Origin of the sequence: Streptomyces sp. NPDC052225 (assembly GCF_040679615.1) — a bacterium.
Classification (GTDB): Bacteria; Actinomycetota; Actinomycetes; order Streptomycetales; family Streptomycetaceae; genus Streptomyces.
Map to the genome: position 1 here is coordinate 91153 of NZ_JBFAVD010000001.1, position 13067 is coordinate 104219.

Annotated in this window: 12 protein-coding genes; 3 read left to right on the plus strand and 9 right to left on the minus strand. The window is 73.3% G+C overall.

The annotated features are described in order from the left end of the window. Positions 1-59: 59 nt before the first annotated feature. Positions 60-896, plus strand: coding sequence for a diacylglycerol kinase (locus AB0L37_RS00445; protein WP_365497727.1), 837 nt, complete (start codon positions 60-62; stop codon positions 894-896). A gap of 121 nt (positions 897-1017) precedes the next feature. On the opposite strand, the gene AB0L37_RS00450 is transcribed toward AB0L37_RS00445, so the two are convergent. Then, positions 1018-1425 (minus strand): MarR family transcriptional regulator, encoded by a 408-nt coding sequence (locus AB0L37_RS00450; protein ID WP_365497730.1) that lies wholly within the window; start codon positions 1423-1425, stop codon positions 1018-1020. A gap of 228 nt (positions 1426-1653) precedes the next feature. Between AB0L37_RS00450 and AB0L37_RS00455 the strand changes: the two genes are divergently transcribed. Further along, positions 1654-2577 (plus strand): ABC transporter ATP-binding protein, encoded by a 924-nt coding sequence (locus AB0L37_RS00455; protein WP_365497733.1) that lies wholly within the window; start codon positions 1654-1656, stop codon positions 2575-2577. Further along, entirely contained in the window at positions 2574-4184 is a 1611-nt protein-coding gene (locus tag AB0L37_RS00460; RefSeq protein WP_365497736.1) for an ABC transporter permease, read from the plus strand. The genes AB0L37_RS00455 and AB0L37_RS00460 overlap by 4 nt, the downstream gene beginning before the upstream one ends. 65 nt (positions 4185-4249) lie before the next feature. On the opposite strand, the gene AB0L37_RS00465 is transcribed toward AB0L37_RS00460, so the two are convergent. From AB0L37_RS00465 to AB0L37_RS00500, 8 genes are all read right to left on the minus strand, one after another. Continuing rightward, positions 4250-5467 (minus strand): cytochrome P450, encoded by a 1218-nt coding sequence (locus tag AB0L37_RS00465; RefSeq protein WP_365497739.1) that lies wholly within the window; start codon positions 5465-5467, stop codon positions 4250-4252. 19 nt (positions 5468-5486) lie between these two features. Further along, positions 5487-6152, minus strand: a complete 666-nt coding sequence (locus AB0L37_RS00470; RefSeq protein WP_365497741.1) for a response regulator transcription factor — start codon at positions 6150-6152, stop codon at positions 5487-5489. Further along, a complete protein-coding gene (locus AB0L37_RS00475) occupies positions 6149-7498 on the minus strand; it encodes a histidine kinase (protein ID WP_365497744.1) in 1350 nt (449 codons plus the stop codon). Before AB0L37_RS00475 ends, AB0L37_RS00470 begins: the two co-directional genes overlap by 4 nt. A 121-nt stretch (positions 7499-7619) precedes the next feature. Beyond that, positions 7620-8300, minus strand: a complete 681-nt coding sequence (locus tag AB0L37_RS00480; RefSeq protein WP_365497747.1) for a response regulator transcription factor — start codon at positions 8298-8300, stop codon at positions 7620-7622. Then, positions 8300-9589 (minus strand): histidine kinase, encoded by a 1290-nt coding sequence (locus tag AB0L37_RS00485; protein WP_365499152.1) that lies wholly within the window; start codon positions 9587-9589, stop codon positions 8300-8302. Before AB0L37_RS00485 ends, AB0L37_RS00480 begins: the two co-directional genes overlap by 1 nt. A 124-nt stretch (positions 9590-9713) precedes the next feature. Continuing rightward, positions 9714-10925: an acyltransferase gene (locus AB0L37_RS00490; protein WP_365497750.1), complete on the minus strand. Its 1212-nt coding sequence runs from the start codon at positions 10923-10925 to the stop codon at positions 9714-9716. Continuing rightward, a complete protein-coding gene (locus AB0L37_RS00495) occupies positions 10922-11893 on the minus strand; it encodes an alpha/beta hydrolase (RefSeq protein ID WP_365497753.1) in 972 nt (323 codons plus the stop codon). The genes AB0L37_RS00490 and AB0L37_RS00495 overlap by 4 nt, the downstream gene beginning before the upstream one ends. 188 nt (positions 11894-12081) lie before the next feature. Beyond that, positions 12082-12966: an alpha/beta hydrolase gene (locus AB0L37_RS00500; RefSeq protein WP_365497756.1), complete on the minus strand. Its 885-nt coding sequence runs from the start codon at positions 12964-12966 to the stop codon at positions 12082-12084. Positions 12967-13067: the final 101 nt, after the last annotated feature.

The following is a 13067-nucleotide window of genomic DNA, read 5'->3' on the forward strand; positions in this document are numbered from 1 at the left end:
AAGGGGCTCTTGCACAAAGATGCTACCCGAGGAAGCGAGGCAAGGCCGAGGTGGCGGCTTTGGACCATCCATCTGACCGTGCGGACGGCGCCGGAGCGCGGCTGTCACGGCAGCTTCTGGTGATCGTCGATCCGCTCGCCCGGCGCGCGGACGGGGAGTCCGTACGGATCGCGAAGGACGTGCTGTGCGCCGGGGCGGCGGCGAAGATCTGCCTGCCCGACGGGCCTGCGGAATTCGCGAAAGCGCTGGCCAAGAGGGGTGTACGGCGTCCCGTGGTGATCGGCGACGACCGGGCGCTGCTGCGTGCCGTGTCGCTGTTGCACCGCGAGCGGGAGCTTTCCGGAGCGGTGCTCTCGATGGTTCCGGTGGGCGGCTCGGTGTCGCTGGCGCACGCGCTCGGAATTCCCCCGGGAACCGTCGCCGCGGCGCGGGCCGCGCTCGACGGGACCGAGCGGCGGCTCGATCTGCTGGTCGACGACAGCGACGGGGTGGTCCTCGGCGATCTGCGCATCCCGCCGGTGCCGGAGGCAGGCCCCGCGGCCCGGCCCTGGCTGCGCACGTGCAGATCGCTGGTGCGCACCCTCGCGGCGCGGCCCGCCCGCGCACCGGCCGCGGAGGGCGCGGGGCCCACGCGGCTGCGGGTCGAGGCGGACGGCGTGACGCTGGTCGACCTGGACCAGCCGGTGGAGGGCGTCTCGGTAGGGCCCGCCACGGGGACGGGGCTCGCCCGGGTCGAGGTCCTCGGGGCGCTCGGTCCGGTGTGCGTCGAGGCCCGTACGGTCACGGTGTCCGGGGCGGATTTCCGCTACCGGGCGGATGCGGTGACGATCGGGGGGCCGGTGCGGCGGCGGACGTGGACGGTGCGCGTGGGGGCCTGGGGGCTGGCGCTTCCCTGAAGCGCCGCCCCCTCAAGACGGTTCTTGCGGCTCCGCGCCGCGGTGGTCTCGGGGCTCCGCCCCGGACCCCGCTCCTCAATCGCCGGCGGGGCTTGATCCTGCCGGCGCAGGCTTGATCCCGTCAGTCCAGGTCGAGGGTTTTGCGGTGTTCGCGCCAGCGGTCCATCATCGCCGCCAGCTCCACCTGGATGAACTCGAAGAACGCCAGCGTCTCCCCGATCCGGCGGCCCGCCGGTGTCGTGGGGCCCAGGTCCCTGACGCCCTCGCGCAGGGAGTCCTCCCAGCGCTTGAGGATGCTGTCGCGGTTGGTCAGCGCCTCGTACCACTGGTTGTCGTGGACCCGGAAGAGATCGCGCCGCGTCCCGGGCTCGCGCTCGCGGGAGACCATGTGCTGCTGGTTCAGGTAGCGCACCGCCCCGGAGACCGCCGCAGGGCTGACCTTCAGCTGTTCGCCCAGCTGGGCCGAGGTGAGCGCGCCCGAGTCCGAGGCGAGCAGGGCCGCGAAGATCCGGGCCGGCATCCGCGTCATGCCGGCCTCGACGAGCTGGCCGGCGAAGCGCTCGACGAAACGGGACCGGGCCTCGTCCGAAGACTCCGAAGGCCTCGAAGATTCCGAAGGCCTCGAAGATTCCGAAGACGGCTGTTCCTCGACCATGTCCCGATCATCTCCCCTGCCACCGTTTGCCCGACCTGCGTCAGCGAGTTTATACGTTTCCTTAACTTCACAACTTTGTGAAATCAGCGTACGTTCAGAACCATGACGAAGGCAATCACGGTCTCCGGACTGCACAAGTCGTTCGGCAGGACGCACGCGCTCGACGGCCTCGACCTGGATGTCGAGACCGGCGAGGTGCACGGCTTCCTCGGCCCGAACGGCGCCGGCAAGTCGACCACCATCCGCGTCCTGCTCGGCCTGCTGCGCGCCGACTCCGGTGCCGTGCAGATGCTCGGCCGCGACCCCTGGGCCGACGCGGTCGAGCTGCACAAGAAGGTCGCGTACGTGCCCGGCGACGTGACCCTGTGGCGCAACCTCAGCGGCGGCGAGGTCATCGACCTGTACGGGCGGCTGCGCGGCGGCCTCGACCAGAAGCGCAAGGCCGAGCTGCTCGAACGGTTCGAGCTCGACCCCACCAAGAAGGGCCGCACCTACTCCAAGGGCAACCGGCAGAAGGTCGCGCTCGTCGCCGCCTTCGCCGCGTCCGACGTGGACCTGCTGATCCTCGACGAACCCACCTCCGGGCTCGACCCGTTGATGGAGGAGGTCTTCCAGTCCTGCGTCGAGGAGGCCACCCGCGAGCGCGGGCAGACGGTGCTGCTCTCGTCGCACATCCTCAGCGAGGTCGAGGAACTCTGCGACCGCGTCAGCATCATCCGCAAGGGCGCCACCGTCGAGAGCGGCTCCCTCGCCCAGCTGCGACACCTGACCCGGACGAGCATCACCGCCGAACTCGCCGGGGCGCCCGACGGGTTGGCGTCCCTGCCCGGGGTCCACGATCTTGACGTACAGGGGAACCGGGTCAAGCTCCAGGTCGACACCGACAAGCTCGACGCCGTGCTGCGGTCGCTGACCGCGTCCGGCGTGCGGTCGCTGACCAGCACGCCGCCCACCCTGGAGGAGCTGTTCCTGCGGCACTACCAGGACGACGTGCGCGGGGCCGAGAAGGAAGCGGTGGCGCGATGACCGCCATCAGCGGGACCTACGCCCCACGCGTGGGCGGGGGGCGTCAACTCGCGGGCACGGGCGCCCTGTTGAGGCTCGCGCTGCGCCGCGACCGGGTCCTCGTCCCCGTATGGATCGCCATCGTCGCGATGATGGTGCTGTCCATGCCGAACTCGCTCAAGAGCGTGTACGCGACGGCCGCCGAGCGCGCCGACGTCATGCGCTCCATGAACACCAACGGGTCGATCCGGGCCATGTACGGGCCCGTCTTCGGTGACTCGCTCGGCGCGCTGACGGCGTGGCGGATCGGCGCGTTCGCGGCGGTGCTCGCCGCCGTGATGAGCCTGCTCGTCGTCGTACGGCACACCCGTGACGAGGAGGAGAGCGGGCGGCAGGAGCTGGTGTCGTCGGCCGTGGTGGGGCGGCGCGCGCCGCTGACCGCCGCGCTGCTCGCGGCCCTCGTCGCCAACGGCGTGCTCACGCTGCTCATCGCGGGCGGCCTCGCGGCCCAAGGGGGCGCCGGGGCAGTGGCGTTCGGGCTCGCGGTCGGCGGGACCGGGATGGTGTTCGCGACGATGGCGGCGATCGTCGCGCAGTTCACCGAGAGCGCGCGGCTCGCGCGCGGTCTGACGTCGGCGGTGCTCGGCGTCGCGTTCGTGCTGCGGGCGGCCGGCGACTCCGGCACCGCCGACGGCTCCTCTCCGCTGACCTGGATCTCGCCGATCGGCTGGGTGGAGAACGTCCGGGCGTTCGCGGGCGAACGCTGGTGGGTGCTGTTGTTGTTCGTGGCCGCCGTCGCCCTCCAGGGCTTCGCCGCCCACGAGTTGGCCGGGCGGCGCGACATCGGCATGAGCTTCCTGCCGACCCGGCCGGGTCCCGCCGACGGACGCCTGGGCACGGCGGCCGGGCTCGCCTGGCGGTTGCAGCGCGGCAGCGTGCTCGGCTGGTCCATCGGGTTCCTCGCGGCCGGTGTCGTCTTCGGCGGCATGACCGAGGGGGCGACCGACCTCGTCGGCGACAACCAGAACACCATCGACATCATCGAGCGGATGGGCGGCCAGTCCGGTATCACCGACGCCTTCCTCGCCACGATGGTCGGCATGCTCGGGATGGTCGCCGCGCTGTACGTCGTCCAGGCCGTGCTGCGGCTCAACGGCGAGGAGACCTCGCAGCGCGCCGAGCCGATCCTCGCCAACGCGGTGGGACGCCTTGCGTGGGCGGGCGGCCATCTGGTGATCGCGTTCGCCGGGGCCGCGCTCATCATGGTGCTCGGCGGGCTCGGGCTCGCGCTCGGGTACGGGCACGAATTCGGCCCGATCCTCGGGGCCTGCCTCGCCCAACTGCCCGCCGTGTGGACGCTCGGTGGCGTGGCCGTCCTCCTGTACGGGCTGCTGCCCCGGGCCGCCGTCGCCGCGTGGGGCGTGGCGGGCGCGGCGCTGCTGCTCGGCTGGATCGGACCGGCGCTGAAGGTGCCGCAGTCGGTGATGGACCTGTCGCCGTTCGGGCATCTGCCGAAGCTGCCGGGCGGCACGATGAACTGGACGCCGGTGCTCGTCCTGACGGCGCTCGCGGCGGTCCTCGTGGCGGCCGGACTCGCGGGGCTGCGGCGGCGGGACATGTCCAGCTGAAGGCGCCACGCACGGTCGAGAGCGGCAGAACCCCAGCGGCCGGGGCGGGCCTGCCGCTCTCGCGTTCACAGTTCCACGGGAAGTCCCTCCAGCCCACGGATGACGAACGCCTGCTTGCGCACCGGCTCGGCCGCGAGCCGCAGCGTCGGCGCCTGGGTGAGCAACGCCCGCATGGACGCGGCGAGTTCGATCCGGGCGAGCGGCGCACCGATGCAGTAGTGGATGCCCGCCGAGAAGGAGATGTGGGGGTTGTCGGCCCGGGTCAGGTCAAGGCGGTCGGGGGCGGTGAAGACGACCGGGTCGTGGTTGGCCGAACCGAACAGGAGCGCCACCTCGGAGCCGCGCGGGATCGTCGTGCCGTCGACCTCGATGTCGTCGAGCACCCAGCGTTCGAAGAGCTGGAGCGGGGTGTCGTAGCGCATCAGCTCCTCGACGGCGGACGGCACGAGGGAGTGGTCGGCGCGCAGGGCCGCGAGCTGGTCGGGGTGGCGGAACAGGGCCCACCAGCCGTTGACCGTCGAGTTGACGGTGGCCTCGTGCCCGGCGTTGAGGAGCAGGACACAGGTCGAGATCATCTCCTGCTCGGTGAGCCGGTCCCCTTCGTCGTGCGCGGCGATGAGCCCGGAGATCAGGTCGTCGCCGGGGGCCGAGCGCCGCCGCGCTGTCAACTCGCGTAGATACTCGGTGAATTCGACCGACGCGCGCACGGCGGCGCGGGCCGTCTCCTCCGGCGGGTTCAGCTCGTACATGCCGCAGATCGCCGCCGACCAGGGGCGGAGCAGGGGCCGGTCGGCGTCCGGGATGCCGAGCATCTCGGCGATGACCGCGACCGGCAGGGGCTCGGCGACGTCGGCGAGGAGGTCGCCGCCGCCGTCCGCGACCAGGCCCGCGACCAGCTCACCGGCCAACTTCTCCACGTACGGCTGGAGTCGCCGCACGGTGCCCGGCGTGAACGCCTTGGAGACCAGGCGGCGGATGCGGGTGTGGTCCGGCGGTTCGAGGTCGAGCATGCCGTGGTCGTTGAGCGTGTGGAACGGCTCGTGCTCGGGCGGCGGCGCCGTGCGGCCGAAGTCCTCGTGGGCGTACCGGTGTTCATAGGTGCGCCCGAGGCGGCGGTCGCGCAGCAGCGCCGAGACGTCGGCGTGGTGCGGGATCAGGTACTGGTTCGTGGGCGCGTAGTGGTGGACCCGGCCGGTGGCGCGCAGCGCGGCGTAGGCCGGGTACGGGTCGGCGAGGAACGCCGGGGACCACGGGTCGAACAGAGGCGTGACGGTGGCTTCCATGCGGGGACGTTAGTCCTGGTCACCCGGGTGTGACCAGACGTGCCTCGTACGCGAACACGGCCGCCTGCGTGCGGTCGCGCAGCCCCAGCTTCACCAGGACACGGCTGACATGGGTCTTGATCGTCGACTCGGCGACGACGAGCCGCTCGGCGATCTCGGCGTTCGACAGGCCCTGCGCGATGAGCACGAGGACCTCCGTCTCACGGTCGGTGAGTTCGCCGTACGCGTCGGGCTGCTGCGCCGCGGGCAGCTTCGGGGTGTCGGCGAGCCGGGAGAACTCGGTGATCAGGCGGCGCGTCACCGACGGCGCGAGCAGCGCCTCGCCGGACGCCACCACCCGTACACCGTCCGCGAGTTGGCGGGCGGAGGCGTCCTTGAGCAGGAACCCGGAAGCTCCCGCGCGCAGCGCCTGATACACGTACTCGTCCAGGTCGAACGTCGTCAGGACGAGGACCTTCGCGCCCTCGTCGACGGCGACGATCTCGCGGGTCGCCTCGATGCCGTTCAGCTCCGGCATGCGGATGTCCATCAGGACGACGTCGGGGCGCAGTTCGCGGACCTTGGCGATCGCCTCGATGCCGTTGACCGCCTCGCCGACGACCTCGATGTCGGGCATCGCGCCGAGCAGCACCGAGAAACCCTCGCGGACCATCATCTGGTCGTCGGCGATCAGGACCTTGATCATGCGCCGCCCGCCTCGTCGCGCTCTTCGCGGGGGCCTGCCTCGCGGGCGGCGACCGGGATGAAGACGGTCACCTCGTACCCGCCGTCGGCCGTCCCGTCCGCCGTCATCTCGCCGCTCAGCATGGAGACGCGCTCGCGCATGCCGGTGATGCCGTGCCCGGCGCCGGGACTGGGTTTCACGAGCCCCGTCGGCGGACCGTTCACGACGCGCAGCCCGAGCCCTCCGAGCACGTACGACACCTCGACCGCGGCCTGCGCGCCCGGCGCGTGCCGCAGTGTGTTGCTCAGGGCCTCCTGCACGATCCGGTACGCCGACAGCTCGACGCCGGGCGGCAGTTCGCGGACCGCGCCGGTGACGGTCTTGGTGACGGACAGGCCCGCGTCCCGCACGTTCTCCAGGAGCCGGTCGAGGTCGGCGAGGGTGGGCTGCGGGGCGTCGGGCGCCTCGTAGTCCTCCGCCCGTACGACGCCCAGGACCCGGCGCAGTTCGGTCAGCGCCGCCACCGCGTTCTCCCGGATCGTGACGAAGGCCTGCTCCAGCTCGGGCGGCGGGTTCTCCACGCGGTAGGGCGCGGCCTCCGCCTGGATGGCGACCACCGACATGTGGTGCGCGACCACGTCGTGCAGCTCGCGGGCGATGGTCGTGCGCTCTTCCAGGAGGGTCCGCTTGTCGCGCTCGACGGCGGTGACGGTGCGCTCCTCGACGACCTGGCGCTTGGTGGTGCGGTTGGCCTGGACGAGCGTGACGAGCGCGACCGCGACGCCGGAGAAGATCAGGACGGGGACGGCGTCGCTGTCGTACCAGCCGCCCACCGCCGACGCAGCGAGCATCGAGTACACCGCGCTGAGGGTCCACATCCACCCCGCCGTACGCGGCCCGCTCCGCGCCGCGACCACCGTCATCACGGCCGTGTGACCGAGGATGCTGCCCGCCGGCCACGGGTACTGGCCGTTGGTCAGGGCCACCAGGACGGGGGCCACCATGAGCGACAGCCACCAGGCGAGGGTGGGCCGCAACAGGGTCAGCGCCACCGGGGCCGCCGCCAGGAACCCGGCCACGTAGGCGAAGGCGCCGGCGTCGCCGTAGTCGGTGGCACCCATGGTGCCCACGATGAACGTGAGCAGGGCCAGGCCCAGGACCACGGCGTGCGGCAGGTACTCCAGCTTCCTGCGTATCCGCTCGGGGAACAGCTGGGCCAGGGGTCCGCTCGCCGCCGCCCGCGGCAGCGGACGGTACGCGCGCACGTCCTGGAACAGATCCTCGCGCAGGCCCTGGAGCGCCGCCCTGGCGAGGCTGAACTCGGGGCTGTGGCCTCGGGGGGCCGCGGGGGTGGTCGTCTCGGTCATGGCACGACCGTACGGCTCGGGAAGGCGGGGGTCGTCCCCTGCGAGTCTGGTCCTCGGGGTCCGTCGTGAGTACTACCCGGGTATGCGTCCGGGTCGCGGGGCTCCGCCCGGACCCCGCTCCTCAATCGCCGGAGGGGCTTGATCTTGGCCGTACCAAGCCCGACTCGTACGCGAAGACCGCCGCCTGCGTCCGGTCCCTGAGCCCCAGCTTCACCAGGATCCGGCCCACATGTGTCTTCACCGTCTGCTCCGCCACCACGAGCCGCTCCGCGATCTCCGCGTTCGACAGACCCTGCGCGATCAGCACGAGGACCTCCGTCTCGCGGCCGGTCAGCTCCGCCACGCCGGCCGGGTCCCGCACCCCGGTGGCGCCGTCCGTCAGCCGGGCGTACTCGGCGATGAGGCGGCGCGTGACCCCGGGTGCCAGGAGGGCGTCGCCGGCCGCCACCACCCGTACCGCGTCGGCCAGTTGGTCCGCCGAGGCGTCCTTGAGGAGGAACCCGGAGGCTCCGGCCCGCAGCGCCTCGTACACGTACTCGTCGAGGTCGAAGGTGGTCAGCACGAGGACCCGCGCCCGCGAGCCCGACGCGGTGAGTCTGCGGGTCGCCTCGATGCCGCTCAGCTCGGGCATGCGGATGTCCATCAGGATCACGTCGGGTGCGAGTCCGGCCGCCTTATCCAGGGCGTCGAGACCGTCGACCGCCTGGCCGACGACCTCGATGTCGGGCTGCGTGTTCAGGAGCACGGTGAACCCCTGGCGGACCATCATCTGGTCGTCGGCGATCAGCACCCGGATCGGCATCAGTCGTCTCCTGGAAGGTCGAGGTGGGCGGGGGCGTCGCCGACCGGAAGGTAGGCGCGGATCTCGTAGCCGCCCGTCTCGGGGACCGGCCCCGCGGTCAGTGTGCCGCCCAGCATCGCGGTGCGCTCCCGCATGCCGAGCAGACCGTGGCCCGCGCCCGGGGAGGGCGGGGCCGGGCGGTCGGGGGCCGTGTTCGCGACCCGGACCCGCAGGCCGTCCTGGCCGTGGTCGAGGGCGACCTCCACGGTCGAACCCGGCGCGTGCCGCAGCGCGTTGCTCAACGCCTCCTGCACGATCCGGTACGCCGACAGCTCGACCCCGGGCGGCAGCGCCCGGCGCCGGCCGGTCTCCAGGACGGTGACCGCGAGCCCGGCCGCCCGGGTGCCGGACACCAGGGAGCCGAGCCGGTCGAGGGTGGGCTGGGGCCGCTGCGGCGCGGCGGCGGTTCCGGGGTCGCCGTCGGCCTCGGAGAATGCCTCGTCGGGGTGCTCGGCGCGCAGGACACCGAGGACGCGGCGCAGTTCGGTCAGGGCGTCGAGCGCGCTCTGCCGGATGCCCTCCAGGTTCTCCTTCAGCGCGTCCGGCGGGTTCTCCACCAGGTGCGGGGCCACCTGCGCCTGGATGGAGATGACGGACATGTGGTGGGCGACCACGTCGTGCAGCTCGCGGGCGATGCGGCTGCGCTCCTCCAGGACCGTGCGCCGGGCCCGCTCCTCTGCCGTGATCTCCTCCTGGGCGACGAGCTGGGTGCGGGCCTCGTGACGGCCCCGCAACGCGACCCCGACCAGGGCGACGACGGCGAACACGATCGCCGCGAGCCCGGTCGTCGAGGAGTACCGGGCGACCCCGCTGAGGGTCTCCTGGAGCAGCGGCCCGGCCGCCGCGCTGAGGCCCGCCGCGACCACCACGGCCCGGACCGGCGACCGCAGCGCGAACAGCACCAGCACCGTGGCGTGGGCGACGATCGTCGGGCCCGACCAGGGCCACTCCGTGTCGCCCGGCGCGGCCTGCCCGGTCAGCCAGTGCTCGGCGAGCCGCGCGACGAGCACCGTGTCGAGCAGCGACAGCCAGAACGCGGGCACCGGCCGCCACAGCGCGAGCACCATCGCCGCGCCCTGGACGAGGGCGAGCAACAGCCCCAGCGGAACGCCCAGTTCGTAGCGGACGGCGAACTGGTCGACGCTCGACACCGTCGCACCGAGCGTGATCCACGCGACGACCAGATGCGGCGCCCAGCGCAGCAGCCGCAGCTGCCGCAGCCGCGGCCTGGAGAGCGGCGGCAGCGGCATCGGTGCGAGCGTCCACAGGTCCTGGCGCAGCACGCGGCCGAGGATGCGGGCCACCGCCCCCAGATCCTCGCCGTCCCCCCGGTCCACCGCCACGCGGTCCACCTTGTCATCCGTCCCGCGGCGCCTAGCCATGTCGTGCGGCCCTCACTTCCGTCCGGCCCCCGGGCCGCACCGGCGCCCTGCGGACGCGCACCACCCGCGTGCCGCCCCGCGAGGCCCGCCGGCCGCCCTGCTCGTACGTACGGAACGCCGCCCAGCACACGGCCAGGCCCACCCCGAACACCGGCAGCCAGGCCGCCCGCGCCGCCACCCAGGCCAGGGAGTCGGGCGCGGTGTGCAGTCCGGGCAGCGGTCCCGCGGGCAGGGCGGTCGCGGTCACCGCCATCAGCGCCGTCTGGTGCCAGAGGAAGACCGTCATCGCCGAGAGGTTGACCAGCGCCACCGCCGCCCAGGCCGCGGGCCGCCGCATCCACACCCGCAGCCGCTCCCGGAGCAGCAGTGCCAGGCCGCACTGGGCGAGGCCGAAGGCGACCGCGGCGAGCGTCGGCGGGTTCAGGTTCGAGACGGCCGCGCCGGGCACGCCGACCATCGACGCCGGGTAGCCCGCGAAGGCGACCAGGCCCGCGGTCGCCGCGGCGCCGCCGACGAGCAGCACCCGGCCGGAGCGCCGGGTCAGCTCGCCGCGCGTCCAGGCGGCGCCCAGCGTGTAGGGCACGAGCCAGCCCGCCGCCACATTGACCCAGCCGAGCCAGGAGGGGCCGCCGAAGCCGAAGCGTATGAGGTCCACGTGGAGTACGACGGCCAGCGGCCACAGCGGGTTGACCCGCGTCACCAGCGGGGTCAGCGCCGTCAGGCCCGCGAAGACCAGCAGGAACCACATCGGGGACAGCGCCAGTTTCCCCAGGGTGTGGACGGTGGCGAGCGGGACTCCGGACAGGAGCAGCGCGGCCGACGCCGCCGACCAGAGCGCGAGCACCGCGGCCACCGGCCGGAACAGCCGGGTCAGCCGGGCCCTCAGCCACTGCCCGTACGTCTGGCCCCGCTCCCGCGCCGCGGCGTAGCTCTTCGTCGCCACGTGCCCGCCGACCAGGAAGAACACGGCGAGGGTCTGGAACAGCCAGGAGATCGGGGCGAGCCACGGCATGTCCCGGAGCGGGCTCGCCGTGTGCAGGGCGCCGTCGCCGCCGGGCACGAGCGCGGTGACGAACCAGTGGCCGAGGACGACGCCGAGGATTGCGACGGCGCGCAGCGCGTCCACCGCCCGGTCCCGGTCCGCCGGGGTCGCTTCGTCGACGCGGCGCGTGAACTTCCGTGCCGCGAGAAGGAGTTCGCTCATGGGTGCGTGACCTCCGCGTCCTGGCCCAGGACGATCCGGGCGAAGTTGTCGAGGGCGGGGGAACCGGCCCTGAAGTAGTCGCTGTGGCCGCCGTCGCCCGCGGCGAAGACGTGCGCGCCGAAGGAGGCGGAGACGGGGTCCGTGCCGAAGCCGACCGTGGTGCCGAAGACGTCGGCCTTCGCGTGCGGCACCCCGGCGATCCAGTCGTCGCCGCCGCGCCCCGCCCACACTTGTGCGGGGGTGTGCAGGCCGGCGACCGAGTCGGCGCCGGTCCCCGGGCTGCCGAACAGCACCAGGTCGCCGACGGCCGCGCCTCCGGTGAGCCCGGACGCGGCACGTCCGCACACCACGGACCCGTACGAATGACAGAGCAGCGAGACGGCGGGGGCGGGGCGGAATCCGGATATGGCGCGCAACTCGCGGACGAATCCGACCAGTTCGGGGGCGGCGTCCTGCGCCCGGCCCGTCGTCGTGACCGCCGCGCTGACCGTCCCCGGCGTCTCGTACCCGAGCCAGGCCACGACCGCCGCCCGTCCGCCGAGCCGCCCGTGCAGCGCGAGGGTGCCCGCGCGGAACCGGTCGTACGTGTCGAGGGAGGTGTCGGAGCCGGGGACCAGGACGGCGATCCGGTCCGCGTGCGCCAGGTCGCCGAAGACCTCGGCGGCCCGGCCCGCGCCGCGCGGGTCGAACGTCAGGAACGTCCGGTCACCGGCGGCCATCTCGCGCAGCTCGCGGGCGCGGCCGGTGTCCCCGTGGTCCCGCGCCATCGCGGCCGCGCTCCGCGCCGTCGCCCGGTTCGCCGCGTACACCGAGTCGAGCGTCGCCGCCGTGACCGGCCCGAGGCGGGCCGGGGCCGGGGCCGGGATCTCGGGGTGGGCGGCCGCCGAGACGGGCACGACGACCGCGCCCGTCACCAGCGCCGCGAGCAGCGCGCGCCGCAGCCGTCCCGACCACCTGCCGAAACCCATGGGTCCTCCCCGTCCAGAAGGCGCCGCCCGGCGCCCGGTGACGCCTGTCGACGTCTCTGGAAAGGAAGTTATGGATCACAGGCCGTAACCGGCATCACACCACGGAGCCAACTTCACGCGTAGCTCCCAGGTATCACTCGGCGGTCCCCGTCATACCCAGGTATGCATCCACCCGCTCGCAGCGCCTGTCACCAGGCCAGCTGCGCGATCTCCTCCGCGACCACCGCGCACGCGTCCGCCGCCGGATCGATCAGCGGGAAGTGCCCGACCTCCTGGAGGAACGTGACGCCCACGACCTCCCCGGCACCGGCCGCCGCGTCCGCGTACGCCTCGGCCACCGCGAACGGCACGGTCGTGTCCCTGCGGCCCTGGACGAGGGTCGTCGCGATGCCCGTCGGCAGCAGCAGCGCGGGGTCGGCCCACGGCCGCCGCTCCTCGAACAGCGCGCCCTTCCCGCCGAGCAGTTGGGCCGACGCCCCGCCGCACACCCCCAGCTCCTCGGCCAGACCGAGGTCGGCGATCGGGGCGAGCGCCACGACGCCGCGCAGCGCCGGCGGGGCCGGGGTGAACCAGGGCGCGTCCGCGGGCAGCACGTGCCGGGACGCGAGCCACAGCGCGAGATGGCCGCCCGCCGAGTGCCCGGTGAGGACGGTGCGCCGCGCGTCCGCCGTCGGCAGCCGATCGGCGACCAGGCCGGGCAGCGCGTCGAACGCGGCGGCCACGTCGTCGAACGTCTCCGGCCAGCGCCCCGCCACGGACCCCTCGGCACCCTGATGCGGCACCGAACTGCCGCGCCGGTACTCGACGTTGGCCACGGCGAACCCCCGCCGGGCCAGGAAGTCGCAGAACGGGCTCAGATGCTTCCGGTCGTACGGGGCCCGCCACGCTCCGCCGTGCAGGGCCACGACCAGCGGGGCCGCCGTCGAGCCGTCCCGGGGCGCGTAGAAGTCGACGACCTGATCCGGGTGATCTCCGTACGCCGCGGTGACGTCGGGGGGTACGGCGGGGTGCGAGAAGGCGGACGCCTCCTCGGCCTCGTCACGGGCAGCGGCAGCCCGGTCGGGGTCCGGCATGCTCCAACCTCTCGAAGTCGCAGGTGAATTGGCCCGAAGGAATCAGAACCGCAAGGTAAGCGGACGCTACCAGTCCCTTCACGTACGGGATCACGCGAGGC

Bases quoted from the DNA above. Each gene is read 5' to 3' on its own strand.
- AB0L37_RS00450 (WP_365497730.1), bottom strand. From the start codon at position 1,425: ATGACGCGGATGCCGGCCCGGATCTTCGCGGCCCTGCTCGCCTCGGAC.
- AB0L37_RS00455 (WP_365497733.1), top strand. From the start codon at position 1,654: ATGACGAAGGCAATCACGGTCTCCGGACTGCACAAGTCGTTCGGCAGG.
- AB0L37_RS00460 (WP_365497736.1), top strand. From the start codon at position 2,574: ATGACCGCCATCAGCGGGACCTACGCCCCACGCGTGGGCGGGGGGCGT.
- AB0L37_RS00465 (WP_365497739.1), bottom strand. From the start codon at position 5,467: ATGGAAGCCACCGTCACGCCTCTGTTCGACCCGTGGTCCCCGGCGTTC.
- AB0L37_RS00470 (WP_365497741.1), bottom strand. From the start codon at position 6,152: ATGATCAAGGTCCTGATCGCCGACGACCAGATGATGGTCCGCGAGGGT.
- AB0L37_RS00475 (WP_365497744.1), bottom strand. From the start codon at position 7,498: ATGACCGAGACGACCACCCCCGCGGCCCCCCGAGGCCACAGCCCCGAG.
- AB0L37_RS00480 (WP_365497747.1), bottom strand. From the start codon at position 8,300: ATGCCGATCCGGGTGCTGATCGCCGACGACCAGATGATGGTCCGCCAG.
- AB0L37_RS00485 (WP_365499152.1), bottom strand. From the start codon at position 9,589: ATGCCGCTGCCGCCGCTCTCCAGGCCGCGGCTGCGGCAGCTGCGGCTG.
- AB0L37_RS00490 (WP_365497750.1), bottom strand. From the start codon at position 10,925: ATGAGCGAACTCCTTCTCGCGGCACGGAAGTTCACGCGCCGCGTCGAC.
- AB0L37_RS00495 (WP_365497753.1), bottom strand. From the start codon at position 11,893: ATGGGTTTCGGCAGGTGGTCGGGACGGCTGCGGCGCGCGCTGCTCGCG.
- AB0L37_RS00500 (WP_365497756.1), bottom strand. From the start codon at position 12,966: ATGCCGGACCCCGACCGGGCTGCCGCTGCCCGTGACGAGGCCGAGGAG.